The 18,868-nt window shown below is 73.5% G+C and carries 15 protein-coding genes; 8 read left to right on the forward strand and 7 right to left on the reverse strand.

Annotated elements, in window-relative coordinates; translation table 11 throughout:
• Nucleotides 1–39: 39 nt before the first annotated feature.
• The 3 genes from Sco07f_RS17375 to Sco07f_RS17385 all read right to left on the reverse strand — a co-directional run bounded on the left by Sco07f_RS17375 (nt 40) and on the right by Sco07f_RS17385 (nt 3,010).
• Nucleotides 40–297: an exodeoxyribonuclease VII small subunit gene (locus tag Sco07f_RS17375; protein WP_007387597.1), complete on the reverse strand. Its 258-nt coding sequence runs from the start codon at nt 295–297 to the stop codon at nt 40–42.
• 9 nt (nt 298–306) lie between these two features.
• Nucleotides 307–1,515 carry an exodeoxyribonuclease VII large subunit gene (gene xseA, locus Sco07f_RS17380; RefSeq protein WP_007387598.1) on the reverse strand — a complete coding sequence of 403 codons (1,209 nt, stop codon included), beginning with the start codon at nt 1,513–1,515 and terminating at the stop codon, nt 307–309.
• A gap of 88 nt (nt 1,516–1,603) precedes the next feature.
• Nucleotides 1,604–3,010: an APC family permease gene (locus Sco07f_RS17385; RefSeq protein WP_007387599.1), complete on the reverse strand. Its 1,407-nt coding sequence runs from the start codon at nt 3,008–3,010 to the stop codon at nt 1,604–1,606.
• Nucleotides 3,011–3,114: 104 nt separating this feature from the next.
• Between Sco07f_RS17385 and Sco07f_RS17390 the strand changes: the two genes are divergently transcribed.
• Both Sco07f_RS17390 and ppgK read left to right on the forward strand, forming a co-directional pair.
• Entirely contained in the window at nt 3,115–4,140 is a 1,026-nt protein-coding gene (locus Sco07f_RS17390; protein WP_054099147.1) for a 4-hydroxy-3-methylbut-2-enyl diphosphate reductase, read from the forward strand.
• A 29-nt stretch (nt 4,141–4,169) separates the two neighbouring features.
• Complete coding sequence (gene ppgK / locus Sco07f_RS17395) at nt 4,170–4,910, forward strand: polyphosphate--glucose phosphotransferase (RefSeq protein WP_007387613.1); 741 nt, start codon at nt 4,170–4,172, stop codon at nt 4,908–4,910.
• 121 nt (nt 4,911–5,031) lie between these two features.
• Here ppgK and Sco07f_RS17400 read toward each other — a convergent pair whose 3' ends face one another.
• Complete coding sequence (locus Sco07f_RS17400; RefSeq protein ID WP_108988323.1) at nt 5,032–5,634, reverse strand: DUF6542 domain-containing protein; 603 nt, start codon at nt 5,632–5,634, stop codon at nt 5,032–5,034.
• Between the two features lie 185 nt (nt 5,635–5,819).
• Here Sco07f_RS17400 and ychF point away from each other — a divergent pair, with 185 nt between their 5' ends.
• The gene (ychF, locus tag Sco07f_RS17405) at nt 5,820–6,908 is read left to right on the forward strand and encodes a redox-regulated ATPase YchF (RefSeq protein ID WP_108988324.1); all 1,089 of its coding nucleotides are present in this window, start codon (nt 5,820–5,822) and stop codon (nt 6,906–6,908) included.
• A 521-nt stretch (nt 6,909–7,429) separates the two neighbouring features.
• Here ychF and Sco07f_RS17415 read toward each other — a convergent pair.
• Nucleotides 7,430–10,252 carry an ATP-binding protein gene (locus tag Sco07f_RS17415; protein ID WP_108988326.1) on the reverse strand — a complete coding sequence of 941 codons (2,823 nt, stop codon included), beginning with the start codon at nt 10,250–10,252 and terminating at the stop codon, nt 7,430–7,432.
• Nucleotides 10,253–10,448: 196 nt separating this feature from the next.
• Between Sco07f_RS17415 and Sco07f_RS17420 the strand changes: the two genes are divergently transcribed.
• A complete protein-coding gene (locus Sco07f_RS17420) occupies nt 10,449–11,372 on the forward strand; it encodes an MBL fold metallo-hydrolase (RefSeq protein WP_007387617.1) in 924 nt (307 codons plus the stop codon).
• 76 nt (nt 11,373–11,448) lie between these two features.
• Entirely contained in the window at nt 11,449–12,939 is a 1,491-nt protein-coding gene (locus Sco07f_RS17425; protein WP_108988327.1) for a carboxylesterase/lipase family protein, read from the forward strand.
• Between the two features lie 93 nt (nt 12,940–13,032).
• On the opposite strand, the gene Sco07f_RS17430 is transcribed toward Sco07f_RS17425, so the two are convergent.
• Nucleotides 13,033–13,632: a TetR/AcrR family transcriptional regulator gene (locus Sco07f_RS17430; protein ID WP_108988328.1), complete on the reverse strand. Its 600-nt coding sequence runs from the start codon at nt 13,630–13,632 to the stop codon at nt 13,033–13,035.
• A gap of 147 nt (nt 13,633–13,779) precedes the next feature.
• Here Sco07f_RS17430 and Sco07f_RS17435 point away from each other — a divergent pair, with 147 nt between their 5' ends.
• On the forward strand, nt 13,780–14,736 hold the full coding sequence (locus Sco07f_RS17435; RefSeq protein WP_108988329.1) for an NAD(P)-dependent alcohol dehydrogenase: 957 nt from the start codon (nt 13,780–13,782) through the stop codon (nt 14,734–14,736).
• A 104-nt stretch (nt 14,737–14,840) separates the two neighbouring features.
• On the opposite strand, the gene Sco07f_RS17440 is transcribed toward Sco07f_RS17435, so the two are convergent.
• Entirely contained in the window at nt 14,841–16,145 is a 1,305-nt protein-coding gene (locus Sco07f_RS17440; protein ID WP_108988330.1) for a M14 family zinc carboxypeptidase, read from the reverse strand.
• Between the two features lie 243 nt (nt 16,146–16,388).
• On the opposite strand from Sco07f_RS17440, the gene Sco07f_RS17445 reads away from it, so the two are divergent.
• Together Sco07f_RS17445 and Sco07f_RS17450 are read left to right on the forward strand one after the other, a co-directional pair.
• Nucleotides 16,389–17,582 (forward strand): HesA/MoeB/ThiF family protein, encoded by a 1,194-nt coding sequence (locus Sco07f_RS17445; RefSeq protein ID WP_087789656.1) that lies wholly within the window; start codon nt 16,389–16,391, stop codon nt 17,580–17,582.
• On the forward strand, nt 17,579–18,847 hold the full coding sequence (locus Sco07f_RS17450; RefSeq protein WP_087789655.1) for a hypothetical protein: 1,269 nt from the start codon (nt 17,579–17,581) through the stop codon (nt 18,845–18,847). The genes Sco07f_RS17445 and Sco07f_RS17450 overlap by 4 nt, the downstream gene beginning before the upstream one ends.
• Nucleotides 18,848–18,868 lie beyond the last annotated feature (21 nt).

An 18,868-nucleotide genomic window follows, 5' to 3' on the forward strand; every position in this document is an offset into this window, starting at 1 on the left:
GGAGGGCTGGACGACGGCCGGACGGGGGCTGGGCGAGGGCTAGGAGGCCGCGTCCTCGTCCTCGTCCTCCGTGCCCGCCTCCTCGGCCAGCGCCGCGTCCAGGCGGGCGCGGGCGCCGTCCAGCCGGCGGCGGCAGACCTTCGCCAGCTCCTCGCCCCGCTCCCACAGGGCGAGGGACTCCTCCAGCGTCGTACCGCCGGCCTCCAGCCGCCGGACGACCTCGATCAGCTCGTCCCGCGCCTGCTCGTACCCGAGCGCCTCGGACATCGCCGTCGGCTGCTCCACCTCGCTGGTCATCCACCCACCCTATGCGTCGACTCGTACGGAGAAATCGCCCTCGGACACCCGAGCGCGCAGCGTCTCGCCCGGCTCCACCTCGCCGGGGTCGCGGACCGCGTGGCCGTCGGCCCGCTGGAGCACGGCGTACCCGCGCTTGAGGGTCGCGGCGGGGGAGAGGGCCACCACGCGCGCGTGCGTGTGCGTCAGCTCGGAGTCGGCCCGGTCGAGGTGGTGCCGCAGTGAGCGGCGGCCCCGGTCGAGGAGCGCCGTCACCTGCTCGGCCCGCTCCTCGATCATCCGGTGCGGATCCTGTATCGACGGCCGGGCCAGTGCGTGGGCCAGCCCCCGCTCCTCGCGGTCGACGAACGCCGCCACGCACCGCCGGGCGCGGTCGCGCAGCAGCCGTACCCGCTCGTACTCCTCGCCGACGTCCGGCACCACCTTCTTGGCGGCGTCGGTCGGGGTCGAGGCGCGCAGGTCGGCGACCAGGTCCAGGAGCGGGCTGTCCGGCTCGTGCCCGATCGCCGAGACGACCGGCGTACGGCACTGGGCGACCGCCCGCACCAGCTGCTCGTCGGAGAACGGCAGCAGGTCCTCCACGCTGCCGCCACCGCGCGCCACGACGATCACATCGACGTCGTCGAGCGCGTCCAGCTCCTTCACGGCCTGCACCACCTGCGGCACGGCGTGCACGCCCTGCACCGGGACGTTGCGCACCTCGAAGCGGACGGCGGGCCAGCGGTGCCGGGCGTTCTCCAGGACGTCGCGCTCGGCCGCCGACGCCCGCCCGCAGACCAGGCCGATCAGCTGCGGCAGGAACGGCAGCGGCTTCTTCCGCTCCGCCGCGAACAGCCCCTCGCGCGCGAGCGCCTTCTTCAGCTGCTCCAGCCGGGCCAGCAGCTCCCCGACGCCCACCGGCTTGATCTCGGCGGCCCGCAGCGACAGCTGCCCGCGCGGCGCGTACCACTCCGGCTTGGCGTGCACGACCACCCGCGCACCCTCGCCGACCACGTCCGCCACGGCGTCGAACACCTGCCGGTAGCAGGTCACGCTCACCGAGATGTCGTACGACGGGTCGCGCAGCGTCAGGAACACCACACCGGCGCCCGGCCGCCGCGACAACTGGGTGATCTGTCCCTCGACCCACACTGCGCCGAGCCGGTCGATCCAGCCCCCGATCAGCCGGGACACCTCGCCCACGGGCAGCGGGCTTTCGGGAGTCGAGTTGGCAGCCATGCGCCCGAGCGTAACGGCCGGGTCCGACAATCCGGCCCTCCGAGCCCCCGGTCCATCGAAACGCCCCGGCCGCGCCCGCGTCCCCGGCTCACACCCCCGCCCGCTCCGCGTCCCTGCGCCCCCTCCACTGCGCCGCCAGCACCGCCAGGCCCACCGCCAGCCAGATCGCTCCGACCACCTGCGCGGTGCCCGACGCCTCCACGATCACCGCGACGGTGATCGCCGCGCCCAGCACCGGCACCAGCAGGTGCCGCACCCAGCGCACCGCGCCGCCCCCGCCGCGCCGGACCACGAACCAGCCCACCACGCTCGCGTGCAGCAGCGTGAACGCGGTCAGCGCGCCGACGTCGACCACCGAGACCAGGTGGTCGAGACCGTCGTCCCGGCGCGCCGCCCACACCGCCGCCGCCATCGTGATCACGGCCGACACCAGCAGCGCCACGCGCGGCACCCCGGAGTCCGTCCGCGACAGCGCACCCGGCAGCCGCCGGTCACGGCCCATCGCGAACAGCAGCCGCCCGGCCGCCGCCTGCCCGGCCAGCGCCGCGAACGCCGCGCCGATCGCCTTGCTCACCGCCACCAGGTCGTGCAGCCACGTGCCCACCGACGCGTCCACGGCGTCGTAGAACGCCGACCCCTGCCGCTCCGGCTCCGCCGCCAGCTGCGCCGACGACACCGGTTCGAGCAGCGCCACCAGGTACGTCTGCGCCACGAACAGCACACCGGCCAGCGCCAGACAGAACAGCAGCGCCCGCGCGACCTTCGCCGAACCGCCGGTGACCTCCTCCGCGAAGGTGGCGATCGCGTCGAAGCCGAGGTACGACAGCACCGCCACCGACACCGCGCCGACCACCGCCGACAGCGCGAACGCCCCCTGCGTGCCGTCCCCGGACAGCGGCGAGAGCCAGTCGCGCTCGGCCCCGTCCTGCGCCAGCACCACGATCGCCGTGATCACGAAGACGACGAGTACGACGATCTCCATGGCGAGCACCAGGAAGCCCACCCGGGCCGCCGTCCGCACCCCCCACAGGTTGAGCAGCGTGGTGACGACCACCGCGATCGCCGTCCACACCCACCGCGACACCTCGGGGACGAGTGCCTCCATGGCGATGCCGGAGAACAGGTACGCCACCGCCGGGATCAGGACGTAGTCCAGCATCGCCATCCACCCGGCGATGAAGCCGGCCCCGTTTCCGAGCCCCGCGCGCGCGTAGGCGAACACCGACCCCGCCTGGGGGACCACCCGCACCATCTGCGCGTAGCTGAATGCGGTGAACGCCATCGCGACCGTGGCGACGAGGTAGACCAGGGCCACCGCGCCGTGCGACTTGGCGTCCAGCGTGCCGAACACGCCGACCGGCGCCATGGGGGCGATGAACAGCAGGCCGTAGACCACCAGGTCCCTGAAGCCCAGACTGCGCCTCAGCTGCTGTTCCGCACCGGCCCCCGGGGCGGGCGTCGTACCGTTGTGTCCAGTCTGTCCGTTCTGCGACATCGTTCCTCCGCGGGCGCCTCGGACTCCGTCTCCAGACGTTCCCGCCAGTCTCCCCGGCAACGCCGCACCGCCGCGATCTTTGACCCGCCGAACGCGGCCTTACGATGGGTGCCATGACTGCTTCGCCTGGCCGCCGTGTCCTGCTCGCCGCCCCCCGTGGCTACTGCGCGGGTGTGGACCGCGCCGTGATCGCCGTCGAGAAAGCCCTGGAGCAGTACGGGGCTCCGGTGTACGTCCGGCACGAGATCGTCCACAACAAGTACGTCGTCCAGACGCTGGAGAAGAAGGGCGCGATCTTCGTCGAGCAGACGGAGGAGGTCCCCGAGGGGAACATCGTGATGTTCTCCGCGCACGGCGTGGCCCCCGTCGTCCACGAGGAGGCCGAGCGCGGCAAGCTGGCCACCATCGACGCCACCTGCCCGCTCGTCACCAAGGTCCACAAGGAAGCCGTCCGCTTCGCGAACGACGACTACGACATCCTGCTCATCGGCCACGAGGGCCACGAGGAGGTCATCGGCACCTCCGGCGAGGCCCCCGACCACATCCAGCTCGTCGACGGACCCGAGGACGCGGCGAAGGTCGAGGTCCGCGATCCGTCGAAGGTGGTCTGGCTCTCCCAGACCACCCTCTCCGTCGACGAGACCATGGAGACCGTCGACGCCCTCAAGGACAAGTTCCCGCAGCTCATCTCCCCGCCGAGCGACGACATCTGCTACGCCACGCAGAACCGTCAGCTCGCGGTCAAGCAGATGGGCGCCGAGGCCGAGCTGGTGATCGTCGTCGGCTCCAGGAACTCCTCCAACTCCAAGCGCCTCGTCGAGGTCGCCCTGCAGGCCGGCTCCCGCGCGGCGTACCTGGTGGACTTCGCCGACGAGATCGACGCGTCCTGGCTGGACGGCGTCACCACGGTCGGCGTCACCTCCGGCGCCTCCGTGCCGGACGTCCTGGTCGAGCAGGTCCTGGAGTGGCTCTCGCAGCGCGGCTTCGAGGACGTGGAGATCGTCAAGGCCGCCGAGGAGTCGATCACCTTCTCGCTGCCCAAGGAGCTGCGCCGCGACCTGCGCGAGGAGGCGGCGTCGCTGGTGGCGGAGCGGGGCGGCTCGGGCGCCGCGGGTACCGCGGGAGCGTGACTGTCAGTCGTCCGTCGTAACGTAGGGCCATGCAGATCTTCGGCGTGGACATCGGCGGATCCGGGATCAAGGGCGCCCCTGTGGACCTCGACAGGGGCGACCTGGCCCAGGAGCGCTGCAAGGTGCTGACCCCGCACCCGGCGACCCCGGACGGCGTGGCCGACGGGGTCAAGGAGGTCGTCGAGCACTTCGGCTGGACCGGCCCGGTCGGGCTCACCTTCCCGGGCGTGGTGACGGGCGGCGCGACGGTGCGCACTGCGGCCAACGTCGACAAGAGCTGGGTCGATACCGACGCGCGCGCCCTGTTCGGCGAGCGGCTGGGCGGACTGGACGTGACGGTCGTCAACGATGCGGACGCGGCGGGCGTCGCCGAGATGCACTTCGGGGCCGGCCGCGGCCGCAAGGGCACGGTCATCCTGCTCACCTTCGGCACCGGCATCGGCAGCGCCGTCTTCACCGACGGGATCCTGATCCCCAACACGGAGCTGGGCCACCTCGAGCTGGACGGCCACGACGCGGAGAAGCGCGCCTCCAGCAAGGTCAAGGACGACCACGACATGTCGTGGGAGCACTGGGCCCACCGGGTGCAGAAGTACCTCGCCCACGTCGAGATGCTGTTCTCGCCCGAGCTGTTCGTCATCGGCGGCGGGGTCAGCCGGAAGTCCCACAAGTTCCTGCCGCACATCAAGGGCATCCAGGCGGAGATCGTCCCCGCTCAGCTCCAGAACAACGCGGGCATCGTAGGGGCGGCGATGCACGCGGCCGGCTGAGTGGGAGTCGGCCGCGCGGAGATCGGCCGAGCGGGGGTGGTTGGCTGAGCGGGGGTGGTCGGCTGAGCGGGACGGGTCACGTCGACGTCGGTCACGCCGAGGCCGGTCACGTCGAGGCCGGTCACGTCGAGCTCCGGTTCCGCGCCGCGGCCCGCCGCCGCACCAGCCGGATCCGGCGGACGATCACGGTCGACCCGGCGACCAGCGTCCCGCCGTACAGCCACCCCGCCTCGGTGGCCAGCGCGGTCACCAGCCCCATCAGCCGTCCGCCGACACCGTCCCCGCTCTCGGCCACGGGCACCAGGCCCACGGCGAAGGCGATCGGCACCACCACGGGCGCGGTGAGCAGGTCGCCCCGGCGCACCCAGAGCGCGGTGAGCAGGCTCACCGGCACGAACAGCACCCCGTACACGGTCAGGGACGCGCCGAACAGCAGCTCGTCGAGGAAGCCCAGCAGGGTCATCACGGCCGCGCAGAACAGCCCGCTGCCCAGCCCCGTCAACCGGGGGTTGGGCATCGCGCGCAGGGCGCGCACCGCCCGGGCCACCGGCGAACCCGGCGGGCCGGGAGCAGGCCGTACCGGGGCCGGTCGCTGTCGCACCGGCCGGCCGACCCGCCCCGCCGGCGGCCGTGCGGCGGCGGCACCGCCCCGGCCCTGGGCGGGCAGCGGCGCCCCGTTTCGTCGCGGTCCGTACTGCGCAGGTCGCGTCCTGTATTGCTCCACTGGACCAACTTAGGTCGGTTTATGTGCCGAATAGGCCGACAGACACGCCGTCGGGCGCCCGTTGGCCAAGCGTTCGACTCCGAGCGGGTCCGCTGCGGCACACCCCGTAGACTGGTGGATCGGCCCACGTCTGGCCTGCCCCATCCCGCCCATCCCTCCGCATCTCACGTACGGGAAGTCGCAACGTGTCGCTCACGATCGGAATCGTCGGTCTGCCGAATGTCGGCAAGTCGACCCTGTTCAACGCCCTGACCAAGAACGACGTGCTCGCGGCCAACTACCCGTTCGCCACGATCGAGCCCAACGTCGGCGTGGTGGGCGTCCCCGACCCCCGCCTGACCAAGCTGGCCGAGATCTTCTCCTCCGAGAAGATCCTCCCGGCGACGGTCGACTTCGTCGACATCGCGGGCATCGTGCGCGGCGCGAGCGAGGGCGAGGGCCTGGGCAACAAGTTCCTCGCGAACATCCGCGAGTCCGACGCGATCTGCCAGGTCATCCGCGCCTTCAAGGACGAGAACGTCGTCCACGTCGACGGCAAGGTCTCGCCCAAGGACGACATCGAGACGATCAACACCGAGCTGATCCTCGCCGACCTCCAGACCATCGAGAAGGTCCTCCCGCGCCTCCAGAAGGAGTCGCGCATCAAGAAGGACGTCGCTCCCAAGGTCAAGGCGGTCGAGGAGGCCAAGGAGATCCTGGAGAAGGGCGACACCCTCTTCTCCCAGGGCATCCTCCAGGGCACCGAGCGCGCGGAACTCCTCCACGACCTCCACCTCCTCACGACGAAGCCCTTCCTCTACGTCTTCAACGTCGACGAGGACGAGCTGACCGACGACGACTTCAAGGCCGAGCAGCGCGCCCTGGTCGCCCCCGCCGAGGCGATCTTCCTCAACGCCAAGCTGGAGGCGGACCTCGCCGAGCTGGACGAGGACGAGGCCCTCGAACTCCTCCAGTCCGTCGGCCAGGAGGAGCCCGGCCTCGCCACCCTCGCCCACGTCGGCTTCCGCACCCTCGGCCTGCAGACCTACCTGACGGCCGGCCCCAAGGAATCCCGCGCCTGGACCATCAAGAAGGGCGCCACCGCCCCCGAGGCCGCCGGTGTCATCCACACCGACTTCCAGAAGGGCTTCATCAAGGCCGAGGTCATCTCCTTCGACGACCTGGTCGAGACCGGCTCGGTCGCGGAGGCGCGCGCCAAGGGCAAGGCACGCATGGAGGGCAAGGACTACGTGATGCAGGACGGGGACGTGGTGGAGTTCCGCTTCAACGTGTAGCGGCTGACGTTCACCACGTCGCTGATCTGGCAAACATGCAGGTCAGAGAGGGTCCGACCCTTCGGGGTCGGGCCCTTTGCTTCTTCCCGTGCTGAGATGGGATCCGGGCGCCCGTGCCGGGTCGTGCACTGTCCCGGTCATATCGAGTTGCCGGTCGTCTGCCGAGGGGCGTTCCGGACCCGTCCTCGGCGGGATGGCCCACAAGGGGGGGGCGTCAGTCGCACAGCTCCAGGGACCCGCCTGTTCGACGCGTACGCGCGCCGCAGCGCGGTCGCCGAGTCGACACCGGACGCGGTCGACGTCTCGGACACCGCGATGGCCCGCCAGATCGTCGAGGAGGAGCAGGCGCGGCTGGGGGCGGTCCGCAGGGAGTCCGCGGGACACCCGTGAGCGACGGCCGGGACCAGCGCACGCCAACCAGAACTGGCCTGGTCGGGTCGTTGCTCCGACGCCCGTCCAGGTTGGATGTGCCCCGGTCCCCCGGGGCGCCGGGTCCAGGCACGCTCCCCCCGCAGTGCGCTTCACCGTGCGGCCGGTGCGCCGGTCCCGCTGTGCCGATCCGGTAGAAGCGATCGCGTGCCGTCGACCACGTCGCGCAGTTGGGCGCGGGCGGTGATGCCCAGCCTGGGGAAGACCCGGTAGAGGTGGGAGCCGACCGTGCGCGGGGAGAGGAACAGTCTCTCCCCGATCTCGCGGTTCGTCAGGCCGCGGGCCGCGAGCTGGACGATCTGCTGCTGCTGGGGGCTGAGTTCGGTGAGCGCACCGGGTGCGGCACCGGTCGCCTCGATGCCCGCCGCGCGCAGTTCCGCCTTCGTGCGCTCGATCCACGGTCGTGCGCCGAGCCGCTGGAACGTGTCGAGTGCTCCGGTCAGCAGCGGGCGGGCTTCCGCGATCCGGCGCTGCCTGCGCAGCCACTCGCCGTAGTCCAGCCGGGTCTGTGCCTGCTCGAAGGGCCACTGCTCGCCCGTCTCGTCCGCCAGCGCCGCCCGGAAGTGCCGTTCGGCGTGCTCCGGGTCGGCGAGCAGGGCTCGGCCGCGCTCGACCAGGAGGGCGAGCCGTGCCGACATACCGGTGCCCAAGCGCCGCACCGACCGTTCCAGCAGTTCCGCGGCGGGTGCGCACTGTCCCCGGCGGGCCGCCGCCGCGGCGAGTTCGGCCAGGACGGTGTAGGAGACGTGGTAGTGGACCGGGTCGCCGTCCTCGGTGAAGGCGGAGCGGAAGTGGGCGTACGCGGTGTCGTAGTCGCCCTCGGCCACCGCCGCCATGCCCAGGGCACGGCGGGCGGCGACCGCGACGGAGCGGCTCTCCAGCGGATCGACGAGGGCCAGGGCCCGCTCGGCGTTCTCGCGTGCGTCGGCCGGCTCACCGAGCAGCGCCACCGCTGCCGCGTCGAGCGCTCGCGCGCACGCCTCGGCGTGGTCCAGTCCGGACTGCGAGGCCACCTCCGCGATCTCGGCGGCCACCGAGCGGGCCTCGGCCCAGCGGCCCTGCTCCAGATAGGTCCAGCCGACGGCGCAGCCCAGACCGGCCGGCAGCGGGCCGTGGGCCCGCCAACGGTCGGCCGCCTCGTCGAAGGTCCTGGCGGCGAGGGCGGTCCGGTCCAGGAGCCAGGCCACGACGGCGAGCGCGGTCAGAGTCCCGGCGTCGTGCCCGGCCTCGTCGATCAGCCGCGGCAGCGCCGGGGCGAGGGAAGCTCCCGCGCCGGCGGGATCGGAGACGGCCCGCACCCAGGCGCCCAGCGCTCCCCCCGCGGCGGTGTCCGGCAGGTTGGCGAGCAGGCTCTCGATCCGCTGCCGCTGGGACTCCTCGCCCGAGTAGTAGCGGACCACCGCTGCCGCGGCGAGGGCGTCCAGCAGCCGGGGCGACCGGGCGTCCGCCGCCTCGTCGGCGATGCGGGCCAGCAGCGCGAAGGCGGCCGTGTGGTGCGGGCCCATCGTCATGAGCCGCCCCGCCGCCAGCGCGGCCCGGCTGATCAGCGCCGGGTCGTCACTGCGCCTGCGCACCTCGTCGGCCAGGTGGGCCACCCAGCCGAGCTGACCGGTGAAGACGGCCATGTCCGCCGCGTCGGCCAGCAGCCGCGCCCGGTCCGCGCGGCGCGGGCTGAGTTCCGCGGCGCGTTCCAGAGCGGCGGCGGCAGCCGCGTGGCCGCCCCGGCGCCGGGCCCGGCCCGCCGTCTCCAGGAGCACCGCCGACACCTGCTCGTCGGGCCCCGCGGTCGCGGCGGCGAGGTGCCATGCACGGCGGTCGGGGTCGTCGTCCAGCAGCCGGGCGAGGGCGAGGTGCGCGTGCCTGCGTTCCCGGAAGGACGCGGCGTGGTAGACCGCCGAGCGGACGAGGGGGTGACGGAAGGAGATCCCGGCGCTGTCCTGCCGTACGAGACCGGCCCGTTCGGCGGGTGCCCATGCCGTGCCGTCCGTCTCGGCCGGGCCCCGTGCGGCCGCCGGCGCGTCCACCGCGTCGGCGGCGGCGAGCAGCAGCAGAGCGCGGCGGGTGACTTCCGGCAGGTGACTCACGCGGAGCGCGAAGAGGGCTTCCATGCGGTCGGTGACGGGCAGCGGGCCCCCGGCCGCGAGGTCTTCCGGCCGTCTGCCCGCGACGGCGCGGGACAGCTCGACCAGGGCCAGGGGATTGCCCGCCGCCTCCCGCAGAATCCGGACCCGGGTGCGGCCGGTGGGCGGCTCCGGCTGCTCGTCGAGCAGGCGGTTCGCCGCGTCACCGCTCAGTGGGCCGACCTCCAGACGCGCGTACCCCTTGTCGAATCCGGGCAGCACGGCCGCGGTCCGCACGCCGAGCAGCAGCGTCACGGGCTCGCCGTCCAGGCGCCGCGCCAGGAAGGAGAGAACGTCCAGCGACGCGCGGTCCATCCACTGGGCGTCGTCCACCACCACGAGCAGCGGTGCTGCCGGCTCCGCCAGGTCCGACACCAACGTCAGCACCGCCAGGCCGACGAGCAGGGCGTCGGGAGCATCGGGGGCCTCGGCGTGTTCGGTCAGGCCCAGGGCCGCCCGGAGCGCGGAACGCTGCCGTGCCGGCAGGCCGCCCAGGTCGCCGAGGACCGGGCGGAGCAACTGGTGCAGGCCGGCGAACGCGAGACGCGCCTCGGACTCGCTGCCGACCGCCCTCAGCACCCGGTGGCCGGCACCGCGGGTCCGCCGCACGGCGAGGTCGAGCAGCACGCTCTTGCCGGCACCGGGGCCGCCCTCGACGACCAGCACCGCGCCGCGGGACCGGTCGGCGGCGACGCGCCCCATGATCTCCGCGGTCTCGCTCTCCCGGCCCACCACGGCCGGACCGGGATCCCCGGGCGAGCCCCGGCCCGCTCGGGCGCGTTCACCATGCTTCACGGATGCTCCAGGAACTGAGACAGCCCTCACGGCAACGTGGCGGTGCCGTGGCCGTATTCCTGCCGTCCCGCAGCCGGACCCCACGGGTCGGGCGGAACCGGGTGCAGTCACATGACGCATACCGCGGCCCGCCACCCGCGACGCACGCTTGCGGAACAGGGGCGTTCAAGCCCGACCTTCTGCACTGGAGCACACCGTGGACACCATCACCCTGGGCGACGTCACCGTGACCCGGGTCCGGGAGTACTACGGCCCCGTCGACCTGACGCCCGAGGCGTTCGTCCCGGACAGCCCGGCCCAGGCGTGGGACACGCACCGTTCCTGGCTGGTCCCGGACTTCCTGGACGCCGACACCCGCATCGTCAACACCGCGATCCAGACCTGGGTCCTGCGCAGCGAGGGCAGGACCATCCTGGTCGACACCGGCGTCGGCAACCACAAGGACCGGCCGTACGCGCCCGTGTGGAACCGCCTGGACACCGACTTCCTGGGCAATCTCGCCCGCGCCGGGGTCCGCCCCGAGGACGTCGACATCGTGATCAACACGCATCTGCACGTCGACCACGTCGGCTGGAACACCTACCTCGACGGACGGACCTGGGTACCGACGTTCCCCAACGCCACCTACCTGATGGCCAAGGCGGACTTCGACTACTGGAACCCCGCCAACGAGATCAGGACCCTGCTCGGCCGCGGCAACCAGAACGTCTTCGAGGACAGCGTCGCCCCCGTGCACGAGGCCGGTCTCACCCGGCTGTGGGAGGGCAGCCACCGGATCGACCGCAACCTGTGCCTCGACCTCGCCCCCGGCCACACCCCCGGCTCCTCCGTGCTGAGGCTGGAGTCCGGCTCCGACCGGGCCCTGTTCGTCGGCGACCTGATGCACAGCCCGATCCAGATCGTCGAGCCCGACGCCAACAGTTGCTTCTGCGAGGACCCCGCCGAAGCCCGCGCCACCCGCCACCGGCTCCTGGGTTCGGCCGCCGACGGCAACGCCCTCGTCTTCCCCGCACACCTCGGTGGCCACGGTGCCGCCGAAGTCGTGCGCGAGGGCGGCAGGTTCGCCGTCAAGGGCTGGGCGCCCTTCGCCAAGTACGCCGCGTACACCGAGTCGGCCTGAAATACACGGAATTCATGGAATCCACGGAGTCCATGGAATCCACGGAGTCCATGGAATCCACGGAAGGACACGAGAGATGAAGCACCGCCCCGATCCCGTCGTCACCACCGCGCAGGGTGCCGTCCGCGGCCTGCGCCGGGGCGACACCCTCACCTTCCTGAACATCCCGTACGCCGCTCCGCCCCACGGCGCCGGCCGGTTCGCCGCTCCGCTGCCGCACGAGCCGTGGGACGGGGTACGGGACGCCACCGTGCCGGGGCCCAACGCCCCGCAGTCCGAACGCAGGCTCGGCGACGTCGACATGACCCCCTACTTCGGCACCGGCTGGAGCCGGGGCGAGGACTACCTCACCGTCAACGTCTTCACGCCCGCCGGCGGCGGTGACGCCCTGCCGGTGATGGTCTTCGTCCACGGCGGCGGCTTCGTCGCCGGATCGACGCGGGCCGCCCTGTACGACGGCTCCGCGTTCGCCCGGGACGGCGTCGTCCTCGTCACCCTCAACTACCGCCTCGGCATCGCCGGGTTCCTCGACCTTCCGGGGGCGCCCGCCAACCGCGGCCTGCTCGACGTCGTCGCCGCGCTGCGCTGGGTGCGGGAGAACGTCTCCGCCTTCGGCGGCGACCCGCACCGTGTCACCCTGTTCGGTCAGTCCGCCGGGGCGACCATCGTCGGCGGCGTCCTCGCCACCCCCGAGGCCGCCGGCCTGGTCCGCCGGGCGATCGTGCAGAGCGGCAGCGGTCTGGGCGCGTTCACCCCCGAGCAGGCCGCCCGCGTCACCGGGGCCGCGGCCGGGGCGCTGGGCGTGGAGCCCCACGCCGACGCCTTCGCCGGCCTCCCCGACGAGCGGCTCGTCGAGGCGGCATCCGGACTCGCGGGCCTCGACCTGCGGACCGGGACCCACCGTGATCCGCTGATCGGCCTCAGCCCCTTCAGCCTGGTCCTGGACACCCAGCCCGCCGTGTCCGTCGCCGCCGGTCTCGCCGCCGACGTCGACCTGCTCGTCGGCACCAACGCGGAGGAGGGCAACCTCTACCTGGTCCCGGTGGGCACGTACGCCACCTCGACCGCCGCCGACGTCGACGAGGCCGCCGCACGCGCGCACCCCGATCCGGTGCGGCTCGTCGAGACCTACCGGAAGTCCCGGCCCGAGGCCGGCTTCGGGGAGCTGCGCTCCGCCGTCATGGCCGACGCCCTGTTCGGCGCGGGCAGCCGCGCGCTGGCCGACGCCCATGCCGCGCACCCGCGCTCCGGCACCTACGCCTACGAGTTCGCCTGGCGCTCCCACGCCCTGGACGGACGACTCGGCGCCACGCACACCGTGGAACTGCCCTTCGTCTTCGACCTCGCGGACCGGCCCGAACTCAACGGCCCCCACGCCCTGCTCGGCCCCGACGAGGCCCCCGCGGACCTCGCCACCCGTGTCCACGGGACCTGGATCCGGTTCGCCCGGACCGGCGACCCCGGCTGGGACCCGTACGACACCGACCGCCGGGCCACCATGCGCATCGACGCCGAGTGGACCCGGACCGACGACCCCCGCAGCGAGGAACGACGGGCCTGGAGCTGACCCGCACTCTCGCCTCCGCACTCTCCCTTCCGCGCACCGGAGAGCGGGCCGACGGACGGGCGCGGCAACAAGGGCAGGGGACAGCGGCGCGGATCAGTCGCCGGCGCAGTGCCCGGACACGCCCAGGCCCTCGATGGCGATCCCCATGAGCCGAGTGGCGTGCCGCGCGGCGTCGGGAGCCTGTTCGGTCCCGAGGGAGACCGCGTTGGCGAGGGTGAGCAGTTCGAGGACGGTCACGTCGTCGCGGACGGTCCCGTGTTCCTGGGCGCGGGCCAGGAGATCGGCGCAGGCCTCCGTCAGCAGTTGCTCGCACCTCGAATCCCGCGAGGACGCCCCGGCCGTGCCCGTCGCCCGCAACAGGGAGCGGGCGGCGCCGCGCGTGGCGGCGCCGAAGACCGCCAGGGACATCAGCCACTTCGCCAGAGCGGCCGCGGGCGGGTACTCGCTCGCCAGCGACCGGGCCTCGTCGCACAGCTGCGCCACGCGCTCCTGGAAGACGGCCTGGAGCAGGTTCCACCGGGACGGGAAGTGGCGGTGCAGGGTGGCCGAGCCGACGCCGGCCCTCCGCGCGATCTCCTCCAGGGAGGCGTCGGCTCCGTGCCGGGAGACTTCCGCCGCGGCGGCTTCGAGGATCCGGTCGTAGTTGCGACGTGCGTCCGCGCGCTTGGGCGGGCCGGGGTTCTCCCTGTTCACGCTCCTGCTCTCCTTCCTCGCCACCGGAAAACGGGGCGCCGCCCCATTCTCGCACCGGCGTCGGACGGCACCGCTTGACACAAAGTGGGGTGGGCCCCCATATTTTAAACGGGGGAGCACCCCGTTTCGGGGAGAGGAGTCAGAGGCATGCGTGCCGTACAGTTCGACCGTTTTGGCCCGCCCGACGTCTTGCGCATCAACGACGTCCCCACGCCCCGGCCGGGCCCGGGTGAAGTCCTCGTCGAGGTGCGCGCCGCGAGCGTGGACGCCGGCGAGACCGCCTTCCGGGCGGGCGCAATGCGCCGGGTGACCCGCACCCGCTTCCCTCGCGGCCTGGGCAGCGACTTCGCCGGCCGGGTCGCGGCCGTCGGCAGCGGCGTACGCGCCCGGCACGTCGGAGAGGCGGTGTGGGGGCTCATGCCGCACCTCGTCTTCGGGGCCGTCGCCGACTACGTCGCCGTGCCCGAGCGGCGGCTCGCCCGCGCCCCGGAGAACCTGAGCCTGCTCGAAGCCGCCGCCCTTCCGGTGGCGGGCACCACCGCGACGACCGCCCTCACCGACAAGGCGCGGCTCCAGCCGGGGGAGAAGCTCCTGGTCCGCGGCGCCACCGGTGGCGTCGGCAGCGCCGCCGTGCAACTGGGCAAGGCGCTCGGCGCCCATGTCACCGCCCTCGCCGGCGCCCGCAACCTCGACTGGATCACCCGGCTCGGGGCGGACGAGGCCCTGGACTACCGCACGACCCGGCCCGAGGACCTCGGCCGCTTCGACGTGATCGTCGACGTCGTCGGCACCGACGTGGGTGCCTATCAGGCACGGCTGGCGCGCAAGGGGCGGCTGGTCGCGCTCTCCTTCGACGCCGACCGCGTCGTTTCCTCCATGCTCGGCACCGCGCTGCGGGCGGCCGCCGTTCCCCGGCGCGTCAAGATGTTCAGCAACAACCCGTCGGCCGACCGGATCGCGGAGCTCACCCGGGCCGCGGAGGCGGGAACGATCCGGCCCGTGATCGACACCGTCTTCCCCATGCGGGACGTCGCGGAGGCCCATCGCCGGCTCGAGGCGGGCGGTGTCCGCGGCAAATACGTCATCGACCTGCAACTGCCCTAGCCGGCCCCCGTCCCGACTGCGCATCAGCGCATCACCGCTTCAAAGCGGCAGAGCGGCAGAGCGGCAGAGCGGCAGAGCTTCAGAGGTTCAGTAGGTTCAGAGCGTCAGCGCATCAGCGCGCACTCCGCCGCCGCCAGCACCGTGCGGGTCTGGAGTTCCACCTGGGTGCGGACGGGGACCGGGCGCAGGCGCAGTGACGTCTCGAAGTCCGTGCACCAGGTGGTGAAGAGGCCGTCGAGTTCGTGGCGGAGGGCGATGGACGCCGGGTCGCCGGTCGCGTCCAGGAGGCGTAGCAGGAGGCCCGCCGCGCGCAGTGGCTGGCGTCGGGCGACGACCTCCAGGGCGCTGATCCCGGCCGTCGTCAGCGCGGGGGAGCTGCCGGCGCGGGGTGCCGACTCCGCCTGCCGGACCAGCGGCTGCCAGGAGTCGGCGACCAGGTCGTACAGGTCGTCGGCCATCCACTCCAGTACGCGACCGGGCGGGCTTTCCGCGGCCGGGGGCAGGAAGCCGCGGGCCTTGTCGAACACGTCGGTGACGTGTCGTCCGCCCTCCCGGACCAGGTGGGACAGCTCGCGCAGGGCCCGGGCGGGGTCCGGGTGCGGGGCCGGGTCGTCGGCCGTGCCGGTGGACCACAGGGGCACCTCGACGATCGCCGTGACACCGCCGTACCGCTGGGGCGCGCACCACGTGGACCGGCCGATGTTCTCGGACCCGGCCGCCAGCCGGGCGGTGCTGTCCGGAGGCGGCAGGACGTGGACGCCGGGGGCCGGGTTCTCCCAGTACAGGGCGTCGTACGTGCCGTGCTGGACGGGGACGCCGAGGTCGGCGGCGGATGCCGCGAAGGGGGCGGCGAGGCCCGGGAGGCCGCTGGTGAGCTGGACCCAGGCGCCGCCCGCGTCGACGTTGTGCAGGGAGCACTGGAGTACGGGGCGGAGGGCGTCGATCGTGTCGAACAGGGCGTGGCTCTCCGGGAGCCGCCGGCCGACGATCGGTGCCCACTCCGGCTGTTCCGCCGCGACCGGGCGGAAGGCGGCGCGGTAGTAGCGGGCCAGTGTGGCGCCGGGGCCGGCCGTCGCCGCCTCGATGCCCTCGCTCAGTGCCGCGCCGTCCGGGTCGAGGCACAGGACGATGTCCCAGGTGACGGTCTCGGGGTCGGTCGCCGGGGACCGGCGGTCGCCGGCCGCGACCCGCTCCGCCAGCGCCAGCGCCGTCGCGCCGCCCACCGGCTCGTCCGGGTGCGGCCGGGCCACCACCAGGACGTGGCGCGGTCCGTGCCCCACCGACAGCATCAGGATCGGCCGGCCGGCCCTGGACGTGCCGATGCGGCGCAGGCGGCCGGCCCCGGGGAACCGGGAGACCAGCCGTCGCGCCGACTCGGTGACTTCCGCGACCGTGAGGTAGCGGTGCATCGGGCGTGTCCGGTCAGGAGCCGCCGTTGCCACCGCTGTCGCCGGTGGTCTCCTTCTTGTCCAGCGGACGGATCTCGATCTTGTTCGCCATGCCGTCTCCTTCCGGTGGTGATGACCGGTGATGACCGTGGCGCCTTGGGCGTGCGAGGCACCTGGTGCTCTTGTCAGCGTTCGCTCACCCGTGCACCGTTGTCAATGTCCGTTGTGGCACGCGTGGTTGGGGATGGCGAGGTTGGCGCGAAAATGACGGTGCACCCGATGCGGCGGCCCCGGATCAAGCCGGAGCACCGCGCCTACCGGACCGTGGACGGCCACGTGCGGATCGGCAGCGTCGTCCACGGCATCGGCGCCGAGGTGCGGGACGACGACGGCTGGGTCTGGACGCTCGTCCAGGTCATGGACGGGACGCGCAGCGCCCCGGACGTCGTCGCCGAGGTGGCCGGACGCCACCCGGAACTGCGGCTGCCGGCCCCGGACATCGCCCAGGCCATGACGGACCTGACCGACGCCGGGTACGTCGAGGACGCCGGTGCCGAGCCGCCGGCGGAACTGTCCGAGCGGGAACGCGAGCGGTACGGCAGGGGCATGACCCTCCTGCGGTGGATGGACCTCCGGCCCAGGGACAGTGCCTGGGAGCCGCAGCTGCTGCTGCGCCGGGCCGAGGTCCTGCTGGTCGGCGTCGGCGGCACCGGCTCGGCCGCCGCCCGGGACCTGGTGGCCTCCGGCGTGGGGCGGCTGCACTGCGTCGAACCGGACGTGGTCGAACTGTCCAACCTCAACCGGCAGACGCTCTTCCGCGAGGAGGACCTCGGCAGACCCAAGCTCGACGCCGCGCTCACCGCCCTGCGCGCGCTCAACCCGGACGTCGAGGTCACCGGCGAGCGGCGCGAGGTACGGGGCCCGGCCGACCTCGAGGACCTGCTGACGGGAGCCCGCGGCGCGTCCGGCTACGACGCCCTGCTGCTCGCCGCCGACCGCCCCGCCGCGATCCGCCGATGGGCCAACCAGGTCTGCCTGGCCACGGGCACACCGTGGGCCGAGGCGGGCTACCGCGGACCGCTGGTCGCCGTGGGCGTCTTCACGCCGGGCCGGGGCGCGTGCTGGCAGTGCCTGCGCGACGCCGAGACCGAACGCCGCGACCTGCGGCTCGGCCCCGGCCAGGACGAGGACGCGGCCTCGCCCCGCATGCCGTGGAATCCGGCCAACGCCGTGACCGCGGGCCTGTCCGGCGGGCTGCTGGCCCACGCCGCCCTGATGCTGCTGTGCGGCGTCCCGCCCGTCGAACCCGGATGCCGGTTCGGCCTCAACCTCATGATGCCGGGCGACCCGGTCCTGCAACGCTCGCCGCGGCGACCCGACTGCCCGGCCTGCCGCCGGACGGAGAACGGCCCGGCGCCGGCCGCCCGTTCCGGCTCCGGGGACCGGAGCCCCTCGTGACGGACACGACCGCCGGCGGCCCTCCCCGGATCGGGCCGGCGACCCGTGTCGTCCTGCACGACCTGGCCGTACGACGCGACCGCGACGAGTGGATCGTGGGCCGCATGGTCACCCGGAACTTCGTCGCCCTGCCGGCGGTCGGGGCGCGCGCGGTGGAACTCCTGGGCGACGGGCTGAGCGTGGCGCGTACGGAGGAGACGCTGCGGGCCGAGACCGGGGAGGAGTTCGATATCGCGGACTTCGTCGGGGACCTGACCGCGCTGGGCTTCGTGGCGCGGATCGGCGACCGTCCGGTCCCCGACGCCGAACCGCCGCGGGCGTCCCTGCCGTGGCTGCGGCCCCGCCACGTCCGTCTCGCCCTGCACCCGGCGCTCCCGCTGCTCGTCGGGGCACTGCTGACGGCCGCCGTCGCCGTCCTGGTGCGCCGTCCCGACCTGCTTCCCGGCTACCGCGACCTGCTGTGGAGCCGCCACGGCAGCGTGGTCCTGCTGAGCGGTGCGGCGGCCGGGTGGACGCTGCTGCTGGCCCACGAACTGGCGCACCTGGTGACCGCCCGGGCGGCGGGCGTGCCGGGGCGGATGCGGCTGGGCACCCGGCTTCAGTTCCTCGTCATGCAGACCGACATCAGCGGCATCGAACTCGCCCCCCGCCGGCACCGGCTGACGGCCTACCTGGCCGGAATCGCCCTCAACCTGTCCGTCGCGTCGTGCCTCGTCCTGGTCCTCGCCGCGACGGAGGCCGGGACGACCGCCCACCGCCTGCTGGCCGCGGCCCTGCTCCTCGCCCTGCTGCCGCTGCCCTTCCAGTGCATGGTCTTCACCCGCACCGACCTGTACTTCGTCCTCCAGGACCTCACCGGCTGCCGGGACCTGTACGGAGACGGCCTGGCGTACGCCCGGTACCGGTTCCGGCGCGCGGTGCGGCCGGTGCGGCGCCTCGCCCGGGGCGAGGCACCGGCGCACGCACGGGACGACCCGAGCACCCGGCTGCCCGCGCACGAGCGGCGGGCCGTCCGGATCTACAGCGTCGTCCTCGTGGCCGGTACGGCGGCCTGTCTGACGTTCATGGCCGCGGTCACCCTGCCCGTCGACATCGCCCTCCTGGTCCGCGCCGTGCGGGGACTGGGACCGGAACACGGCCTGGCCGGCAACGCCGACGCGGTGACGGTGCTGGTGGTCCTGGGCGGGGTCAACGTGCTCTGGCTGGTCACCTGGTGGCGCAACCGCCGCGCACGCCGCGCCCGCCGGGCCACGGGCGCGGCCTGAGGGCGGGCCACGTGGGGGCAC

This window comes from Streptomyces coelicoflavus, assembly GCF_003112555.1.
Taxonomy (GTDB): Bacteria; Actinomycetota; Actinomycetes; order Streptomycetales; family Streptomycetaceae; genus Streptomyces; species Streptomyces coelicoflavus.